The 19,146-nt window shown below is 71.6% G+C and carries 15 protein-coding genes; 6 read left to right on the forward strand and 9 right to left on the reverse strand.

The genetic code is table 11. From position 1 onward, the window contains the following. Positions 1-209: 209 nt before the first annotated feature. The 5 genes from LY12_RS08055 to LY12_RS08075 form a co-directional block, all read right to left on the reverse strand. On the reverse strand, positions 210-1,925 hold the full coding sequence (locus LY12_RS08055) for an FAD-dependent monooxygenase (protein ID WP_253854471.1): 1,716 nt from the start codon (positions 1,923-1,925) through the stop codon (positions 210-212). A 19-nt stretch (positions 1,926-1,944) separates the two neighbouring features. After that, the gene (locus LY12_RS08060; RefSeq protein WP_253854472.1) at positions 1,945-2,907 is read right to left on the reverse strand and encodes an MBL fold metallo-hydrolase; all 963 of its coding nucleotides are present in this window, start codon (positions 2,905-2,907) and stop codon (positions 1,945-1,947) included. A 132-nt stretch (positions 2,908-3,039) separates the two neighbouring features. After that, positions 3,040-3,792 (reverse strand): class I SAM-dependent DNA methyltransferase, encoded by a 753-nt coding sequence (locus tag LY12_RS08065; protein ID WP_308292082.1) that lies wholly within the window; start codon positions 3,790-3,792, stop codon positions 3,040-3,042. A 26-nt stretch (positions 3,793-3,818) separates the two neighbouring features. Continuing rightward, entirely contained in the window at positions 3,819-4,514 is a 696-nt protein-coding gene (locus LY12_RS08070; protein ID WP_253854473.1) for a TIGR04282 family arsenosugar biosynthesis glycosyltransferase, read from the reverse strand. Next, the gene (locus LY12_RS08075) at positions 4,511-5,146 is read right to left on the reverse strand and encodes a glycosyltransferase family 2 protein (RefSeq protein WP_253855000.1); all 636 of its coding nucleotides are present in this window, start codon (positions 5,144-5,146) and stop codon (positions 4,511-4,513) included. Before LY12_RS08075 ends, LY12_RS08070 begins: the two co-directional genes overlap by 4 nt. Before the next feature lie 267 nt (positions 5,147-5,413). On the opposite strand from LY12_RS08075, the gene LY12_RS08080 reads away from it, so the two are divergent. The 3 genes from LY12_RS08080 to LY12_RS08090 are packed head-to-tail and all read left to right on the forward strand — an operon-like array spanning position 5,414 to position 8,613. Beyond that, positions 5,414-6,796: a hypothetical protein gene (locus LY12_RS08080; RefSeq protein WP_253854474.1), complete on the forward strand. Its 1,383-nt coding sequence runs from the start codon at positions 5,414-5,416 to the stop codon at positions 6,794-6,796. A gap of 36 nt (positions 6,797-6,832) precedes the next feature. Then, the gene (locus LY12_RS08085) at positions 6,833-7,570 is read left to right on the forward strand and encodes a response regulator transcription factor (RefSeq protein ID WP_253854475.1); all 738 of its coding nucleotides are present in this window, start codon (positions 6,833-6,835) and stop codon (positions 7,568-7,570) included. Continuing rightward, complete coding sequence (locus LY12_RS08090; protein WP_253854476.1) at positions 7,567-8,613, forward strand: sensor histidine kinase; 1,047 nt, start codon at positions 7,567-7,569, stop codon at positions 8,611-8,613. Before LY12_RS08085 ends, LY12_RS08090 begins: the two co-directional genes overlap by 4 nt. A gap of 27 nt (positions 8,614-8,640) precedes the next feature. Here LY12_RS08090 and LY12_RS08095 read toward each other — a convergent pair whose 3' ends face one another. Beyond that, a complete protein-coding gene (locus tag LY12_RS08095) occupies positions 8,641-9,699 on the reverse strand; it encodes an NAD-dependent epimerase/dehydratase family protein (RefSeq protein ID WP_253854477.1) in 1,059 nt (352 codons plus the stop codon). A 363-nt stretch (positions 9,700-10,062) separates the two neighbouring features. Here LY12_RS08095 and LY12_RS08100 point away from each other — a divergent pair, with 363 nt between their 5' ends. Both LY12_RS08100 and LY12_RS08105 read left to right on the forward strand, forming a co-directional pair. After that, positions 10,063-11,418, forward strand: a complete 1,356-nt coding sequence (locus LY12_RS08100; RefSeq protein WP_253854479.1) for a lysozyme — start codon at positions 10,063-10,065, stop codon at positions 11,416-11,418. A 262-nt stretch (positions 11,419-11,680) separates the two neighbouring features. Next, entirely contained in the window at positions 11,681-12,997 is a 1,317-nt protein-coding gene (locus LY12_RS08105) for a cytosine permease (protein ID WP_253854481.1), read from the forward strand. 32 nt (positions 12,998-13,029) lie between these two features. Here LY12_RS08105 and LY12_RS08110 read toward each other — a convergent pair whose 3' ends face one another. Further along, the gene (locus LY12_RS08110; RefSeq protein WP_253854483.1) at positions 13,030-14,202 is read right to left on the reverse strand and encodes an acyl-CoA dehydrogenase family protein; all 1,173 of its coding nucleotides are present in this window, start codon (positions 14,200-14,202) and stop codon (positions 13,030-13,032) included. A gap of 331 nt (positions 14,203-14,533) precedes the next feature. Here LY12_RS08110 and LY12_RS08115 point away from each other — a divergent pair, with 331 nt between their 5' ends. Beyond that, positions 14,534-15,124 carry a TetR/AcrR family transcriptional regulator gene (locus LY12_RS08115; protein ID WP_253854486.1) on the forward strand — a complete coding sequence of 197 codons (591 nt, stop codon included), beginning with the start codon at positions 14,534-14,536 and terminating at the stop codon, positions 15,122-15,124. Between the two features lie 89 nt (positions 15,125-15,213). Here LY12_RS08115 and LY12_RS08120 read toward each other — a convergent pair whose 3' ends face one another. Together LY12_RS08120 and LY12_RS08125 are read right to left on the reverse strand one after the other, a co-directional pair. After that, complete coding sequence (locus LY12_RS08120; protein WP_253854488.1) at positions 15,214-17,559, reverse strand: MMPL family transporter; 2,346 nt, start codon at positions 17,557-17,559, stop codon at positions 15,214-15,216. A gap of 484 nt (positions 17,560-18,043) precedes the next feature. Continuing rightward, positions 18,044-19,144: an electron transfer flavoprotein subunit alpha/FixB family protein gene (locus LY12_RS08125; RefSeq protein ID WP_253854490.1), complete on the reverse strand. Its 1,101-nt coding sequence runs from the start codon at positions 19,142-19,144 to the stop codon at positions 18,044-18,046. Positions 19,145-19,146 lie beyond the last annotated feature (2 nt).

Here is a 19,146-nt window from a genome sequence, read left to right on the forward strand (position 1 = left end):
AAACAGCTTCACCCCGGCTCAAAGCGCACGCAGCCAGCAATTCCACCGAATCGAACGTGCCACGCGACTGACCCCGCCGGCCTCCGGACCACGTGGCCACTTGTCCACCACTGAGCCGCAGTAGTGTCGATGAATGAGTACTGCCATTTCCGTACTGCAACCGCCGTTCACGTCGTTCGCGCGAAGCCGTCGACCGCGACGTGCTCCCGTCAACGCACGGCGGTACCGGTGCGGCCGCAGGCTCGCCGAAGCACCGGGCCGAGGTCCCCCGGATCGGTGACCACCGCGGCCACGTAGGCGTCCGGTCGCAGCACCCACAACTCCCCGCGTCGCATGCCGAGCTCGGCCACCACGGATCCGGTGGGGTCGACGGCATCGGCCGCCAGCACCCGCAGCGCCCCTGCCCACTCCGCCCCGGCCCACTCCGCCCCGGCAGAATCAGCCCCCGCAGACTCCCCCGCGGCAGACTCCGCCTCGGCCATCCCGGGCTCCCCGCCAACCATGCCGCCGCCCTCCCCCTCGGCCGTCAGGACCCTCTCCGCGCCCGCCACATCCGCCTCCGGTGCCGCCAGCACGAGAAAACCGCTGCGGGCGAGTTCGCGCAGCCGGGTGCAGCCGGCCACCGACACGGGCACGTCGGGAACCAGAATGCCGGGGCCGGGCGACGGCACCGTCGCCCGCGCAGGCCTCCCCGCGAACGGGCGGGTCTCGTCGGCCGTGGTCAGCGGCGAGGCCACGTACCAGAACGGCTCAGCGAGCCGCCCCGAGTCGACCTGCCCGCGCAACCCCGGGTCGGACGCCGCGCCGGTCAGGACCGCCTCTCGCCTGCGCCGCCCCTCGTCGTCGTGCGGTACGAGGAAGTCCATGGTCGCCGTCGTCACCGCGAGGTTCTCCTCCGCGGCGGCGTGACGTTCGGCGTGGTAGCTCTCCAGCAGGTCCTCGCCCGCCCAGCCCCGCACCACCCACGCGAGCTTCCACGCGGCGTTGTCGGCGTCCCCGACGCCCGAGTTCAGCCCGCGGGCGCCGAACGGGGCGTACAGATGCGCACAGTCGCCCGCCAGCAGCACCCGGCCGACACGCATCCGGTCCACCACGCGGGAATGGAATCGGTACACCGAGGACCACACGACTTCGTAGTCGACGTCGCCGACGATCGCGCGGATCCGCTCGTCCAGCGCTCCGGAGCGCTTCTCCGCCTCCAGGTCGTAATCCTCCGGCACCTGCCAGTCGATCCGGAACACCCCGCCCGGGCAGGGGTGGATCAGCACCTGCCTGCCCGGATTCCACGCCGGGTCGAAGTAGAACCGGCGCTCGTCGGCCCAGTCCGGCAGGTCCGCCCGGATGTCGCAGATGAGGAACCGGTCGTCGAACGATCGGCCGCCGAACGTCACGCCTAGCGACCGCCGGACGGTGTCCGCACGCGCACCGGCGCACGCCACCGCATAGGCCGCACGCACCTGCCCGCCGCCGGAACACCGGATCGTCACCCCGGCGGGGTCCTGCTCGAGCCCCACCACCTCAAGGCCCCACCGCAGGTCGATCAGCGGCTGTCGTGCGATCTGCTCGTCGAGGACCTCCTCCACCCGCGCCTGCGAGATGTTCACGAACGGCGGGAACTCCGACATCCCCGCGTCGGGCAGGTGGTCGGCGAACAGTTCACGGTCTCGGTGGAACGTCCGTGCGGTCCGCCAGGTCAGCCCCTCGGCCGCGATGCGCCGTCCCCCACCGGCGAACTCCCACACGTCGAGGACGTCACGCTGCTGGCAGATCGCCTTCGAGCCGACCGGATCACGTTCCGGCCTGTCGTCGAGCAGCACCACGGGCACACCGCGGCGGGCCAGCAGCAAGCCGGTCGTCTGCCCGACCGGGCCCGCGCCGATCACCGCGACACCGCGGGTGGCGACCGCGTCGTCGAGGTCGGCCACGCTTCCTCCTCCGCCCGTTTCAGTCCTGGAGCCGGTCCCACACCTCGCGGTCACGCTCGGCCGTCCAGATGACCGGACGATCCACTCCGGACAGTTCGTCCCACAGCCGGGAGACGTCGAACGGCAGGCAGTGCTCGAAGATCGGCCAGTGCCCGTAGCCGGGTTCCAGCGCCGCGTGGGCACGGTCGAATGCGTCCTTGAGGGTTCCCCCGGCCTCGTGCACCGCGCCGACCTCACGGATCATCACGGTGAGGAACTCCCGCGTCTGGTCGATGGCGGCGCCGACGGCGGAACGGCCCTTGGTGACGCCACCGCGGCCGCCGACCAGCTGCTCGGCCCCGTAGGCCGCCACGCGGTCCAAGGTGGACGACGCCCATTCGCGGTGGAACGCGTCACCGGTGTACAGGGCCGCTTCGGCCTCCACGAGATCACCCGCGAAGAGGATCTTGTGCTGCGGCAGCCAAGCCACGAGGTCCCCCTCGGTGTGCCCGCGGCCGCAGTAGTCGAGCACCAGATCCCCGCGGTCACCGCCGAGGTCGATCGTGAGCCGGTCGGAGAAGGTCAGCGTCGGCCAGGTCAGTCCCGGCACCGAGTCGGCGCCTTTCGCGAGCCGCGGCATGCGCCCGAACTCGCTCTCCCAGTCCTCGGCACCGCGCTCGGCGACCAGTGCGCGGGTGTTCTCGTGGGCCACGATGACGTCGGCGTCGAACGCAGACGCACCCAGCACCCGCACCGCGTGGTAGTGCGACAGCACGAGGTAGCGCACCGGTTTGTCCGTGTGCTGGCGCAGCATGGCCAGCCATTCACGGGCGACGACGGGCGTGGCCAGCGCTTCGAAGCAGACGACGAAGTCCTCGCCCTCGACCGCACCCACGTTCGGGTCGCCCTCGGCGGTCAGGGCGTACACGCCGTCGGCGAGCACCTCGAGCGTCCGTTCCTTCTCGTCGAGGTCCGCCGACGAGGCGAATGCCTTCTGGGCCACGCTGCCCTCCAGGTCGTGCCGGTGCCCGGGCGGGCACACTCGATCCGCAGCGACGGTAGCTCCGTCACGTCCGACGCGACAAGCCGTGGCCGGGGCGGCAGAGGTCGGCCGCCCCGGCCACGGGCCGCTCGCTCACCACCGCTCCTGGCCACCGCCGACCGGGCCGCAGGCCGGGTCCTCCGTGGCCTGCCCCGCCGTGCACTCCGTGGCGTCCTCCGTCGTGCTTGGAGCATCGCCGGGTTTGCGCAGCTCAGCGAACCACCGGCCGCCCCGGCCGACCACCCAGTCCAGCCGCAGCCCCGCGTCGGAGGCGACCTCCGGCGCGGCGTCGGCCGCGACCCACGCCCAGTCGAACCACGCGCCGGGTGCACTCTCGCCGCCTGTCGAGATCCGCGCCCGGCTCCGCCGCAGCCCACCGCCGGGCGGGTCGAGCTCCACGAGCGCGCTCCCACCCGGGGCCAGCAGCCGCGCCACCCGGTGCAGCAGGCCCACCGGATCGCCACCGATCCCGATGTTGCCGTCCGCCAGCAGCGCATGCCGCCATCGGCCTTCGGCCGGCAACCGCTCGAAGACGTTGCGCTGGACGACGGGCACTCCGCGCCGCCGCGCCAGCTCCACCGCGACCGGCGACGAATCCACCCCCAGCACCGGCACACCCAGCTCGCCGAGAGCCGCGCCGAGCCGCCCCGGGCCGCACCCGATGTCGACGGTCGGCCCGGTGCAGGCACCGAGCAGCAGTTCGTCGCCGTCGGCCGGTGCCGCATGCCACCGTTCGGCGGGCAACGCGATACGGGCCCCGCCCGCCACTTCGAGCCACGCCCGGTCCCCCAGCAGGCCGGTCTCGAACCCGTTCACCGCTCCCCTTCCCACCGCGACTGTTCCCACTGCTCCCTGCCCCACCGCATCCCGTCTCACTGCGCGCCGTCCCACCGCACGGTGCTACCGGCACCGAGCTCGGCCTCGACGGCGCGTGCGAAGCGGCTGCCCGGCACCGTGCCCGCCACCGCACGTGCGTCCTCCTCGGTGTCCACGTCGGACATCAGCGGCAGGGACGCCACGTCCAGACCGCGGCCCGCCAGCGCCGCGCGGGTGGCTGCCGCGGTGTCCGACGTGGACATCGGCACTCCCGCGAGCACCTCGGCGTGACGCGGATCCCGCAGCGCGAGGGCCCACCATCCGCCGTCCGTGGCCGGACCCAGTGCCGCGTCCGCGGTGTGCAATCGGGACAGCGCCGACGCGAGCAGTCCCGGCGTCACCTGCGGGCTGTCCATGCCGATCTGCACCACGGGCGCACCCGCGTACCGCTCGGCCACATCCGCGTGCGCAGCCGCGAGCCGCTCCGCGAACCCCGAACCCCGCTGATCGAAGACCGCACACCTGCCCAGCAGCTCCACCAGCTCCGCCCGCTCCTCGGCGATTGTGACGTCACCCGTGAACGCGACCGCGGTCGTCGCAGCCGAGGTGCGCACCGCCGCTTCCAGCGTGTCCAGCAGCGACGCCGCCGCCAGCCGAGCAGCCGCCGCGGCACCCACCGACGCCGCCAGCCGTGTCTTCGCCTCGCCCGCCACCGGTGCCTTCGCGACGACGAGGACGACCCCGCCGCTCACAGCACCCTCGCCATGTCACGGACCGCCCGCCACGTGCCCCGGACCGAACCCGTCACCTTGCTGCGCGTGCCGGCGGCACGTTCGTAGTAGTCGACCGGTCGTTCCACCACCGACCAGCCCGCTTCCGACGCCCGCAGCAGCACCTCGAGCGGGTAGCCGAACGCACGGTCACGCACGTCGAGCTCCAGCAGCGACGCCCGGTACGCCACCCGCACCGGGCCGAGATCGGTCACCGCAACGCCGCGCCGCCGGAGCAGCGCGGCAACCACCCGGTTACCGGCCCGGGCGTGCCACGGCCAGGCCGCCGGCGTGACCGGTCGCCGCGCACCCACGACGAGCCGCGCGGGCCGCACGTCCGCCACCAGCGCAGGCAGCCGGGACGCGTCGAGGGAACCGTCGGCGTCCATCACGCAGACGACGTCGGCGGTGGCCGACACCAGTCCCGTGTGGACGGCGGCGCCGTAACCGGGCCGGGACTCCGAGACGACCGTCGCGCCGTGTGCCCGCGCCACGTCCGCCGAGCCGTCCGTCGAACCGTTGTCCACCACGAGCGCGCGGTACCCGGCGGGCAGGCGCGCCAGCACATCCGGCAGGGCTGCGGCCTCGTCGAGGCAGGGCAGCACCACGTCCACCGTGGTGTGCGGCTCGCTGCCGCTCGCTGCGCCGCCGCCCGCGTAGCGTTCGATGTCCTCCGTGTCGTCGTCCACCCCTCCGACGCTAGGACCCCGGAGCGCGGCACGGAAACCGAGCGGCGGCTTACGAAACCCTGACATCACGGCCGCCCGCGGTCAGGGGCGAGCGCAACTGGATGCCTGACAAGGGCCGGACGTCTTACGAAGTCCTGACGTCCCGCCGCGTCGACTGGGCCGGCGACGGCCGCACCGCTAGGTTCGACGGCGATGACCGCCGACCCGCGTGACGACCCCGGTGGCGAGCGCCCCGGCCCCGCCACCCGCAGCCGGCCCGTGCCTCCCGCCGACCTCCTCGCCGCCGCCGTGGTCGTGGCCCTGGTCGGCGCCTCCGTGGCGGGGACCCTCTGGTGGAATCCCGCTCGCCAGCTCGGCCCGAGTTCCTTCAAGGGCGCCCCTGAGGATTTCGGGGAGTGGCCGCTGCTGGGCACGCCGTTCGCGCACACCGGGCCGGGCACGGTGCCCGCGGTGCTGCTGGCCGTCCTCACGGTCTGCTACGGCCCGTCGCTCGCGGCGCGCCTTCCCTGGCGCAGGGCACTGTTGCTCGGCTATGTCACGGCACTGGGCTGGATCACCTCGCTCGCGCTCGTGGACGGCTGGCAACGGGGTTTCGCCAACCGGCTCACGCCCGGCACCGAATATCTCGCCGAGGTACCCGGCATCACCGACATCCCCGCGATGCTCGCCGGTTTCACCGACCGCATCGCCCACGGCCAACCGGACTCGTGGACCGTCCACGTGGCAGGACACCCGCCCGGTGCGACGCTGGTGTTCGTCTGGCTCGACCGGATCGGGCTCGGTGGCGGGGTCGCCGCGTCGACCGTGTGCGTGCTGGCCGGCGCGCTCACGGCGGTGGCCGTTCCGGCGACCGTGGCACTGCTCGGTCACCGCGACCGCGCCCGCACCGTGCTACCGCTGCTGGTGTTGTTCCCCGGCGCGGTGTGGCTCGGTGTCTCCGCCGACGCCCTGTTCGCGGGTGTGACGGCCACCGGGATCGCGCTGCTCGCCCTCGCCGCCGCACGCCGAGCGGCGTGGGCTCTGCCCGCGGGCGCGATCCTCGGGTTCGGCATCTTCCTCTCGTACGGGCTGATCACACTGGGGGCCGTCGCGTTGGCCGTCGTCGTGGCCACTCGCGCCTGGCGCGCGTTCGGCCTCGCCGTGGCCGGCGCGCTCGCCGTGGTCGGGCTGTTCGCGCTCGGCGGCTTCTGGTGGCTGGACGGATACCACGCCGTGGTCGACCGCTACTACGAGGGCATCGCCGCGGACCGGCCGTACGCCTTCTGGGTGTGGGCCAATCTCGGCTGTCTCGCGCTGGCCACCGGACCGGCGATCGGGCCCGCGCTCCGCAGGGCCGCATGCGGCCTGCGCGCCGCGCCCCGGATCGTGGCGCTGGTAGCCGGTGCCGCCGTGACCGTGGCCGCAGCCGACCTGTCGGGCCTGTCGAAAGCCGAGGTCGAGCGCATCTGGCTGCCGTTCGCCGTGTGGCTCCTCGCAGCCGCGGCGTTCCTGCCAGCCCGCAGTGCACGCTGGTGGCTGGCACTGCAAGCGGCGACCGCGCTCGCGGTCAACCATCTGTTCCTGACGAACTGGTGAGGCCGGCACCGGCCGCACGAGACGAAGAGGAGTGTCATGACCACGAACGGCGACCGCCCTGCGGGCGCCGCGGGCACCGTCCTGGTCGTCGACGACGACGTGACGGTCCGCGACGTCGTCCGCCGGTATCTCGAACTGGCCGGCTACACGGTGACACTCGCCGGCACGGGACAGGAGGCGCTGCGCGCCCACGAGCACCGGCCCGCCGACCTCGTCGTGCTCGATCTGATGCTCCCGGATCTCGACGGGCTCGAGGTCTGCCGGCGGATCCGCGGCGCACGTGAGGCCTCGGACGTCCCGGTGGTGATGCTCACCGCCCTGGGCGAGGAGGAGAACCGGATCGCGGGGCTGCAGCTCGGCGCGGACGACTACGTGACGAAACCGTTCAGTCCGCGCGAGCTCGCGCTGCGAGTGACGTCGGTGCTGCGGCGCGCCAGGCCCGGCGCCGACGCCGCGAGCCCGGCCGACGTGGTCACCGACGGGCCGCTGACGCTCAACCCCGGGGCGCGCACCGCGACCCTGCACGGCCGCGAGCTCGCACTGACCACGCGCGAGTTCGACCTGCTGTGGTTCTTCCTCACCCACCCCGGCACGGCGTTCACGCGGGAACAACTACTCGAACACGTGTGGGGCTGGAACTTCGGTGACCAGTCCACCGTGACCGTCCACGTGCGACGGCTGCGGGAGAAGATCGAACGAATCCCCGCCGAACCCGCCCGGATCACCACGGTGTGGGGCGTCGGCTACCGCTACGACGCGGGCCTCGGCTCATGATCACGCCCGACGAGTCCTTCGCGGCGATGCTGGAGCACGCACTCCACATCCTGCCGGTGGCTCTCGCGTTGGTGATCCCCGTCGTGCTGGCCGGTGCGCTGGTGCTCCGCGCGGTGCGCCGCCGCACCCTGGCGACCACGATGACCGTGCTGGTCCTGGTCCCGGTGTCGGCCATGTTCGCGGGCGTGCTCGGCATCAGCGGGTTCATGTTCGACGCGACCCTCGCCACGATGTGGCTCGTCTGCCTGTTGGTGGCGCTCGTGACCGTGCCACTGGCCGTGCTGTTCGGCCGTGTCATCGCCCGCCGCAGTGTGTGGGAACGCGAGGCGCGCCGCAGGGAACGGGCCGCCGAGGAGTCCCGTCGCGAACTCGTCGCCTGGATCAGCCACGATCTGCGCAGCCCGCTCTCCGGGATTCGCGCGATGGCCGAGGCGCTGGCCGACGGAGTGGTCAGCAGGCCCGAAGAGGTTGCGGACTACGCGGGCCGGATCGGCACCGAGAGTGCGCGGTTGTCCGGCATGGTCGACGACCTGTTCGAACTCTCCCGCATCACCGCGGGTGCACTCCACCTCACGTTGGCGGCCGTGCCGTTGCGGGAGGTGGTCGGGGACGCACTGGCCGCGCAGAGCCCGGTCGCCCACCGGAAGCGGGTCCGCGTGCACACCGACGCCGCGACCTGGCCGGTCGTGCTGGGCAGCGACACCGAGCTGGGCCGTGTGGTGCGCAACCTGCTGTCCAACGCCATCCGCCACACCCCGCAGGACGGCACCGTCGAGGTACACGCCGGTGTCGACGAGGGCCAGGGAGTACTCGCGATCGACGACGCGTGCGGCGGCATCGCCGAAACCGACCTGCCGAAAGTGTTCGACGTGGCCTACCGCGGCACCGCCGCGCGCACTCCGGAGTCCGGAGACCAGCCGGCCGGTGCGGGCCTCGGCCTGGCGATCGCGAAGGGTCTAGTCGAGGCGCATTCCGGCCGCATCGACGTCCGCAACCACGGGCCGGGCTGCCGGTTCGAGGTCCGCCTGCCCCTGGCCGGCTGAGGCGACGGGGCCCGATACCGCAGCGCCTCAGCCGAGGCCGGCCGAGGATCGCAGCGGATCCGTGGCGAACGCCGTCACACCGTCGGCGAATGACACCGCGGCGTCGAAGCCCAGCAGCTCGCGCGCCCGCGCCGGGTCCGCCACGACGTGCCGCACGTCCCCCGGCCGGGCCCCACCCGAGATCCGCGGTTGCGGACCCGCCATCGCGCGGGACAGCTCCGCCGCGAGTTCGCCCACGGTGTGCGGTTCGCCGGAACACACGTTGACCGGCGTCAGGCCGGCCGTCGGGCGTTCCACCGCGAGCGCGTTCGCCAGCGCCACGTCGCGCACGTGGACGAAGTCGCGCCGCTGCCCGCCGTCCTCGAGCACGACCGGTTCCTCGCCGCGTTCCAGCCGGGAGCGGAACAGTGAGGCCACGCCCGCGTACGGGGTGTCGCGCGGCATCCTGGGGCCGTACACGTTGTGGTATCGGAGCGCCCACACGTCGCCGCCGGTCTGCCGCGCCCACGCACTCGCGAGATGTTCCTGGGCGACCTTCGACGCCGCATACACGCTGCGCGGGTCGAGCGGAGCGTCCTCCGGGACGAGCAGCGATTCCAGGTCGGCACCGCAACGTGGGCACGGTGGTTCGAACCGCCCTGCGGCGATCGCGTCGGGCGGCCGCGGCGCGGGCGGCGTCACGCCGTGTTCGGGACAGGAGTAACGGCCCTCGCCGTACACGACCATCGACGACGCCAGCACGAGCCGCTGCACCCCGGCCCGGTACATCGCAGCGAGCAGGACGGCCGTGCCGTGGTCGTTGTGGCCGGTGTACCGCGGCGCGTCCGACGGGTCGAGCCCGTGCCCGACGACCGCCGCCTGGTGACAGACGACATCCACATCGGACAGCACCGAGTCGAGGACCTCGTCGGAGCGCACGTCGCCGAGCACCGTGTCGTAACCCTGCACCCAGGCCGGCGGCCGGTCACCGCCGTGAGCCGTGTCGATCAGCAGGTCGAGCAGCCGCACCTCGTGGCCGCGCTCGGTCAGGACATCGGCGATGTGCGATCCGACGAATCCGGCGCCACCGGTGATGAGAACACGCATGCCGACACCGTAGGAGCGACCGCGCGCCCCCGCGCCGACGTCGACACGGATGTCACCGAACCGTCAGAACTGTGCGGCCGCGGCGCCACCGGCCGCGCGCTGCGCCCGACGAGGGGAATCACCGTCCCCTCGTAGGAGTCACCCACCAAGGTGACTTCGCCTGCACTGCAACATTCCAGCCCGTCACCTGACCTGCGTAAACCACAGAAGTCACACCCGTCACACCCGACCCACATGTTTACACCAGCACCAAGTGAACCGATCCTGAAAGCGCTTGTGCAGACCAGGGCCGCGCGCATGCCGAGTGCGGTCCGAACCGAACGCCGCGCCCGTCCCCTGCAGGTGCGGCTTGGGAGGAACACCATGCCGGCGAACGGCCTGCGCACCGCCTCGCGGATTTCGTTGACCCTGGCCGCACTGGCGGCAATGCTGCTCGGGTCGCTGACCCTGTTGGGCGGGTCGCGCGCCGCGGCCGCGCCCGAAAGCGTTCCCGGCATCGACGTCTCGGGACATCAGGAGAACGTCGACTGGCAGCACGCGTGGAACACCGGCGCACGGTTCGCCTACATCAAGGCCACCGAGGGCACCGGCTTCACCAACTCGTACTTCCCCCAGCAGTACAACGGCGCCCACGACGTCGGCATGATCCGCGGCGCCTATCACTTCGCGCGCCCGGACGTCGGCCCGGCGGCACCGCAGGCCGACTACTTCGTCGCGAACGGCGGTGGCTGGTCGGCGGACGGCAAGACGCTGCCCCCGCTGCTCGACATGGAGTACAACCCGTACGGGGCCGACCCGTGTTACGGCCGATCGCACGGCAGCATGGTCCGGTGGATCAAGAACTTCTCCGAGCGGATCCACTCCAAGACCGGCCGCTGGCCGATGATCTACACGACCACGGACTGGTGGAAGAGCTGCACCGGCAACACCCCCCGGTTCGGCAGCGACCACCCGCTGTTCATCGCGCGCTACAACGACCGCGTCGGTGAGCTGCCCAACGGCTGGACCCACTACACGCTGTGGCAGTACAACGATCACGGCCCGATGCCCGGCGACCAGAACACCTTCAACGGCTCGATGGCACAGCTGAAGCAGCTGGCCCTCGGTGACGAGGGCAAGTCGGAACCGGAGCCGAAGCCGGAACCGAAACCCGAGCCGAAGCCCGAACCCGACCCGAAGCCCGAACCCGACCCGAAGCCCGAACCCGACCCGGAACCGAAGCCCGAACCTGAGCCCAGCCCGGAACCGAGTCCGGAGCCGTCCACACCGGAATCGCCGGAGTCCGATGTGCCGGATGCGCCGGCCGACGACGACGCCGCCGACGACCGCGACGAGCCGGCCGATCCTCAGGCCGGCGACACCGGCGGTGACCAGGGACAGGACGGTGACAGCACCGGCGCAGGGTCCGACGAGGCAGCGTCTGAGGATGCAGGGGCCGACGATGCGGGCGAAGCGTCCAACCGGAACGCCGTCGCCGACGGCACCGGTGACGACCAGCTCGTGTTGCAGGAAGCACCGAAGCAGGCGGCCGAACAGGCTCCGCAGTCGCAGGACAAGACCGGATCGGACGTGTCCACCCAGGAAAGTGGTCCGGACGAACTCGCCGAGACGGGGTCCGCGCAGGATGTGCCACGCCTGATCGTGTTCGCCGCGGCGATGATCGTGCTCGGCCTGATCGTCCTGACGCTCACTCGCGCGCCCGCACGCGCCCGCCGCTGACCCGTTCCCGGCGGTGCCCGGCTCGCGCTCGACGCGCGGGCCGGGCACCGCCGTCTCGTTCGGGCGTCCGTACCGCACCCGCACCCGACGTCACCACCGCCCCCGCGAACCCGCAACCTCCCTGCCGAACGCGGGCAACACGGCGGTTACGCTGCCTGATTAACGTTCGCCGCTGCACTAAGTTTCGCCGCTGTGCGCACGTACGCTCCCCGTCGTTGTGGAGTGGCGCTCCCCTCTCCCGTCCCCTCCCGAGAGATGCTCCGTGACGACGTCCCACACCCCACCCGACCCCGGCGCCGCAGCCCAGGCCGCCGCGTCCGCACCGGCCGACCGCGATCACCCGCTGAACAGGGTTCCCCACCACGCCCGCAAAGGCGTCGCCTCGCTGGCCGTGGTCATCGCGGGCTTCGGGTTCTTCACCCCGACCATGGCGACCGGCGGACGGGTCGCGGGCGCGTTCCCGTTTCCGACATTCCTCGTGCTCGCGCTGGTCTCGGCGCTCGTGCTCGCGGGGTACATCGCGACCCTCGGGATCGCCGCGGCCCGCACCGGTCTCACCACCGTGCTGCTCGCGCGGCTCGCGATGGGCAAGGCAGGTGGCAAATGGGCCTCGCTCCTGCTCGGCGGCACGCAGATCGGCTGGTACGGCATCACGGTCGGGGTGCTCGCCACCCTGCTGGGTGGCGCGTTCGGCCTGTCGGTGACCTGGCCACTCGTCCTCGTCGGCGGGATCGCCATGGCCGTGACCGCCTACACCGGCTTCCACGGCATCGAGCTGCTGTCGTGGATCTCGGTGCCGCTCATGACGGCCCTGTGCCTCTGGATAGCGGTCTCCGCGGTCGACGAGGCAGGCGGCTGGGACGCGGTGACCGCCTACGAGGGCACCGGAGCGATGAGCGCGGGCACGGCGCTGACGATGATGATCGGCACGTTCGTCAGCGGTGGTTCGCAGATCGGCAACTGGACTCGGTTCGCCCCGGGCAGCGGGCTCGCGTTCGTGATGACGGCGGGAACGATGCTGCTCGTCCAGTTCGGGCTCCTCGCTTTCGGTGGTCTGGGAGCGATCGGCTACGGCGAACCCGATTTCGCGAACGTGCTCCTCGGGCTCGGCTCGACGGGGCTGGCTGTGCTGCTCATCGTCACGAATCTGTGGACCACCAACGACAACACGGCGTACGCGTTCGGCGTCGCGGGAGCCGAACTGTTCGGCAAACCCGACAAGCGGCCGTTCATCGTGGGCGGGGTGGCCATCGGCATCGGCATGGCGCTCACCGGGATCGCGGAGGCGATCACGTCGTTCCTCACCCTGCTCGGCGTGTTCGTTCCCCCGCTCGGCGGCGTTCTGATCGGCACGTTCCTGTTCACGTGGCGGCGCCGCGATCCCGGTACCGAGGTCGGCGAGGCGGCACTCGTGGTGTGGCCGGGGCTGCTGGCCTATCTCGGCGGCACGGCCGCGGCACTGGTCGGATCACTGCTCGACGTGGGGATTCCCGCGGTGCAGGGCATCGCGGTCGCGCTCGTCCTCGTCGCGGCGTTCACGGCCGTGCGCGGCGACCGGCCCGGCGCCCGCGCGGGCTGAGCCCACCGCGGGCACCGCGCCGGGCCGCTCCGTCACCGGAACGCCGAGTGGCCCGTCACGGTCTGCCCGATGATCAGCTGGTGCACCTCGGAGGTGCCCTCGTAGGTCAGCACCGATTCGAGGTTGTTGGCGTGCCGCAGCACGGGGTATTCAAGACTGATGCCGTTCGCACCGAGCACCGTCCGGCATTCCCGCGCGATCGCGATCGCCTCCCGCACGTTGTTCAGTTTGCCGGCGCTGACCTGCTCGGACGTGAGCGTGCCCGCATCCTTGAGCCTGCCGAGATGCAGCGCCAGCAGCATTCCCTTGCCGAGTTCGAGACTCATGTCGGCGAGCTTGAGCTGGGTGGCCTGGTAAGAGGCCAACGGCTTGCCGAAGATGTCGCGTTCCTGCGAGTAGGCGATCGCGGTGTCGAGGCAGTCGCGCGCCGCTCCGAGCGCGCCGAACACGATGCCGTAGCGAGCCTCGTTCAGGCACGACAGCGGCCCGGACAGCCCGCGCGCCTCCGGCAGCACCGCGGACGCGGGCAGCCGGACGTCCTCCAGCACGAGCTCGCTGGTCACCGAAGCCCGCAGGGACAGCTTCTTGGTGATCTCCGGAGCCGAGAACCCCGGCGTGTCCGTGGGCACGACGAAGCCGCGGATCTTGTCGTCGGTCTGCGCCCAGACCACGGCGACGTCGGCCACCGAACCATTCGTGATCCACATCTTCGTACCGTTGAGTACCCAGTCCTCCCCGTCCCGGCGGGCGTGCGTCCGCATGTCGCCCGGATTCGACCCGAAGTCGGGTTCGGTCAGGCCGAAGCACCCGATCGCCTCCCCCGCGGCCATCCGCGGCAGCCATTCCTGCTTCTGCTCCTCCGAGCCCCAGCGCCAGATCGCGAACATCGCCAGCGACCCCTGCACCGACACGAGACTCCGCAGCCCGGAATCGGCCGCTTCCAGCTCCAGGCACGCCAGGCCGTAGGCCGTCGCCGTCGTTCCCGCGCAGCCGTACCCGTCGAGATGCATCCCGAGCACGCCGAGTTTGCCGAGTTCACGCGCCAGTTCCCGGGCGGGTATCGACGCGTCGTCGAACCAGTCGGCCAGGTGCGGCCGGATGCGGTCGGCCGTGAAGGCCCGCACCGTGTCGCGGATGGCCTTGTCGTCCTCGCCGATCAGGTCCTCGGTGCCGAACAGGCCGAGCGGAGTTCGTGTGCCGGACATGGGCCATCCTCTCGTCGTCTTCGCCGCAGCAGTCTTCGCCGCAGCAGTCTTCGCCGCCGTCTTCACTGTCACCGCAGTGTCATCGTGCCGCCGACCGAACGTCGGGGCCAGGTACGAACACCGCACGGCCGGCCACGGCGACGGGACCGTGGCCGGCGGTCCTCCCCACGACGTCGGGTCACGACGACGTCTGGGCATCACCTCGTCACGTCCTCACGGGCCGCGCAACCCGCCGCGCAGAATGATCACATTCTCCGCCGCCGCCCGTGCCACGGTCGGCCGGCCTTCCGGGATGCGCATCGCACCCGGCCCGGTACAGTGCTGGGTCGGCATGAGTGAGCACAGCGATCCGGCGCGCGCGACCCGCCGCAGTGGTGAGGAGCTGCGGGAGGCGATCCTCGACGCCGTGCTGTGTGAACTGTTCGAACGCGGTTACGCGGGCCTGACGTTCGACGGCATCGCCCAGCGCGCGCACACCAGCAAACCGGTGATCTACCGCCGCTACGCGACGCGTGCCCAGCTGGTCCTCGATGCGCTCGTCCGCCGCGCGCCCGCGGATCTGCCGTCGGCGAGCGCGGGCGATCTGCGCACGGACCTGATGGAGCTGGGCCTCGCGCTCGGCAGCCGGTTCGAGCAGATCGGCATCACCACCGTGCGGCGGCTCATCGCCGACGTGGACGACGACCTGTTGCCGCAGCTCGCCGAACTCGCCGCCGCCCCGGCGGAGGCCGCACTGCAACGCGTACTGGACGCCGCGCGGGCCCGTGGCGAACTGGGCCCGGAACCGCTGCCGGACCGCATTGCGAAGCTTCCGCTGGCGCTCTGGCACCACGAGATGTTGTTCATCGGGCACGTCGACGAGGCCGCGGTCGCCGACATCGTCGACCGCATCTGCCTGCCCCTCCTGACCCGCCGGGTCTGACCCCTCGGCGCGAGCGCTCCCGGACACGAAAGAGCCCCTCGGGCACCGAAGTGCCCGAGGGGCTCCCGTCCGTCCCGGCTACCGAGGCGCTAGACGTTCGCGGGTTCGCGGTCCGAGTCGGCGTGATCCCGGGCGGTGCCGGGCCGTTCCAGGCTCTCGCCTTCGACGTCGACGTTCGGGATGACCCTGTCCAGCCATTTCGGCATGGCCCACGCCTTCTCCTTCATCAGGTACATCAGCGACGGGATGAGCAGCATCCGGATCACGAAGGCGTCGAACACGACCGCGACGGCGAGCGCGAAGCCCATCGACTTGATGATCACGTCGTCCATCAGCATGAAGCCGGCGAACACCGAGGTCATGATCAGTGCGGCGGCGGTCACGACGCGGGCCGAGTTGCGGAAGCCGTCGACGATGGCGTCCCGGTACGACGCGCCGTGCACATGCGCCTCACGAATCCGGGTCACCAGGAACACCTGGTAGTCCATCGCGAGCCCGAACACCACGCCGACCAGGATGATCGGCATGAAGCTGATGATCGGCCCGCCTTCGAAGATGCCGAACCAGCCCTCCTGGAACAGCGCCACGGTCACGCCGAGCGTGGCCAGCACCGAGAGCAGGAAGCCGAGTGTCGCGGTCAACGGCACGAGCAACGAGCGGAACACCAGCACCAGCAGGACGAACGCCAGGCCGACGACCGTGGCCAGGTACGGCACGAGCGCGTCGTTGAGCTGCTGGGAGATGTCCTCCATGATCGCGACGGTGCCGGTGATGCCGAGGTCGACGCCGGTGCGGTCCTCGAAGCCGGCCTCACCCGCGCGGAGACTGTCGAGCAGTTGCGCGGTGCGCGGGTCGTCGGGGCCGAACTCGGGCTGCAGCAGCACCATCGTGCCCTTGTCGTTCCCGGGCGCCGGGACGATGTGGCGGACGCCGTCCTGCTCGGCCGCCCACTGCTGGGCCTCCTGGTAGGCGGCCTGCTGTGCCTGCGGGTCGTCGGAGATCCCCCTGGCGTCGACGACCAGCATCAGCGGGTCGAGCTTGCCGGGGCCGAACGCGTCGCCGATCATCTCGGCGGCCTGCCTGCGCGAGGAATCGGCAGGCGCCGTCGAGTCGCTCGGCATGCCGAGGCGCAGGTCCTTGAACGGGATCGCCAGGGCGCCGAGCGCGACGACCACGAGCAGCGTCCAGGTGAGTGGCTTCTTGCCGATGAACCGTGACCAGCGCACACCGTTGTTCAGCACCAGACCCGAGTCCTCACGCTTCGGGCTGTACTTGCGGAACTTCAGCCCGAACGTCTTGCCCTTCAGCATGCCGACCACGGCCGGCAGCAGGGTCAGGGCGACCAGCACGGCGATCGCGACGGTGGCCGCGGCGGCCAGGCCCATCGTGGTCAGGAACGGAATGCCGACGACGCTCAGCGCGGCGAGCGCGATGATGACCGTGAGACCGGCGAACACGACCGCGGATCCGGCCGTGCCCACGGCGATGCCGAGCGCCGTCGGCCGGTCGTCGGTGTGCTCGAGTTCACTGCGGTAACGCGCGAGGATGAACAGGGCGTAGTCGATGCCCACGGCCAGGCCGATCATCGTGGCGAGGATCGGCGTGGTGGACGAGATGTCGGTGAACACGGTCATCGCCGTGATGCCCATCGAGCCCATCGCGACGCCGATCCCGGCGGTCACGACCGGCATCCCCGCGGACACCAACGAGCCGAACGTCAGCGCGAGGATGATCAGCGCCATGACGATGCCGATCAGCTCGGCCGTCGCACCGCCGATCTCCATCACCTGCATGCCCGAACCGCGGACCTCCATGGCCAGATCCGAGGAGTCGGCGTGCTGTTCGACGACGTCGAGGATCTCCTGCTGCGTCTCCGGTTCGACGTCGGTGACCTTCTCGACGTCCAGGGCGAAGTCGACGAGGCCGGTACGGCCGTCCTCCGACAGCGGCGACGATGCGGCGAGCTGGGGTTCCACCTGCTCCAGCGCCGCCTCCCGGTCGAACGGCTGACCATTGGCCTGCGCCTGCTGCCGGGCCTGCTGGAGCGCCTGCTCTTGGAGACCCGCGTCCGCCTGGACGGGGCCGACGACGGCCTGCTCGCCCTGCGGCACGGTGTCGATGCCGCGCAGGTCGGTGATCAGCTCGTCGATCGCGCGCATGTGCCGGGGCGCGGCGAGCTGTTCACCTTCGGGGGCCTGCACGACGACCTGGACGTTCGCCTCGTCCATCGGCGAGGACTGGCCGTCCATGATCTCCGGCAGCTTCTCGGCGGCTTCGACAGACTCGATGCCGGGGATCGTGAACTGATCCGACATCGGCTGCGACTGCGTGACGGAGAAGGTGCCCACACCGGCGAGCACGACGAGCCAGGCGATCAGGAAGAACGGCCACCGGCGGTACGCGGTCCTGCCGAGGCGGAAAAGTAGCTTTGCCATGCGCGGTTTCGGCTCCTGAATACGTGACGGACTGGGGCTCGTGTCACACGATCACCGGCTCCGTTGCCGGACTGGTCGGCACGAAATCCGCCCGCTGCTTGCCGCATGCGGTCGGTTCGGGCGCTGACGCCAAGCCCGCGTCGGCGAGGCCGCCCGCCCGGAGCACGGACGCGTGGTGGCAGGACCCGCCGCAGCAGCGAGCCACATCCTCGTGCGTGGTTCGGGCCACGCATCCGCCACGGTGATCCCCCGGCCGTCGACCTCGGCAGGCGCCTCGGTCAGCACCCGCCATAAGATACGGCTCGTATCTTATGGCGTGCGGCCTATCGTACATGACCCGATGGTGCGAGCCCCGAAGGCGTGAACTCGACCCGTGACGTCACGGCGTGTGCCGAAACACCACCCGACCGGGCCGAATCCGGTGTCGCACACACGAGTGCCGCACCCGGAACCGGACGGCCCGGGTGCGGCAGATCACAGGACGTCAGCCCGCAGAAGGGGCCGCAGACGAGGCCGCGGACGACGATCCGGCCGGCGCGGCCTCTTCGGTCGCATGCCGGTCGGCCCGGGCCGCGACAGCGGACTCGCCGCGGCGCCGGATCTCCTCGAGCACGGCGGGCAACACCTCGTGGACGTCGCCTTCCACGGCGTAGGTGGCACGCTGCATCATCGGCGCCTCCGGGTCGGTGTTGATCGCCAGGATCACCGCCGAATCCATGCACCCCACCCAATGCTGCGTGGCACCGCTGATCCCGCAGGCGATGTAGAGGTCGGCCGCGATCTTCGTACCCGTCAGCCCGACTTGGTCGCGATGCGGCCGCCAGCCGTTGTTGGTCGCCACCCGCGAACAGCCGACGACACCGCCGAGCCGCTCAGCCAGCTGCTCCAGGACGGCGAACCCGTCCGCGCCGCCGACACCCCGGCCACCCGACACGACGACCGGCGCGGTCGACAGCGACAGCCCGGTCTCGCTCGCGACGCGTTCGGCCACGCGCGTACGCCCGAGCTCCGGCGGAACGTCCACAGCGGACTCGACGACCTCGCAGTCGGCCGCCTGGACCGGGACCCCCGGGATTTCGACGGCCGCGGCCACGGTCACCAACTTGACCGGTGCCGCCAGCTCGGCATCCTCCAGCAGCACGCCCCCGCTGCGGGTCCGCGTCACGCGCCACACACCGTCACCGGAGCCACCGTCACCAGAGCCGTCGTCGACGGAGCCGCCGTCACCGGCCAGCCGCACGCAGTTGGTCGCCAGCGGCAGCCCCGCCCTGGCGGCCGCGTGTGTCAGGACCTCGGTGCCGCGGTGCGTCGCCGGTGCCAGCACACCGGACGGGCCCAGCCGGTCGATCACGGTCGCCAGCGCACTCCCCCACGCCTCGGGCGCGTAGTCGCCGAGCAGCTCGTGCCGTACGACGTGGAGCCTGCTCACACCGTGACCGCCCAGTTCGCGAGCCAGGTCGGCTGCAGGGAAACCGGCGCCGGCGAAGGTCACCGCCTCCACCGCGTCGTCCCTGCCTGCCACCGACCGCGCCACGGCCGCAAGTTCCGGAGCCGTCGCCGCGTCGGCCACCACGATCAGTTGCATCG

Source organism: Prauserella alba (genome assembly GCF_024171735.1).
Classification (GTDB): domain Bacteria; phylum Actinomycetota; class Actinomycetes; order Mycobacteriales; family Pseudonocardiaceae; genus Prauserella; species Prauserella alba.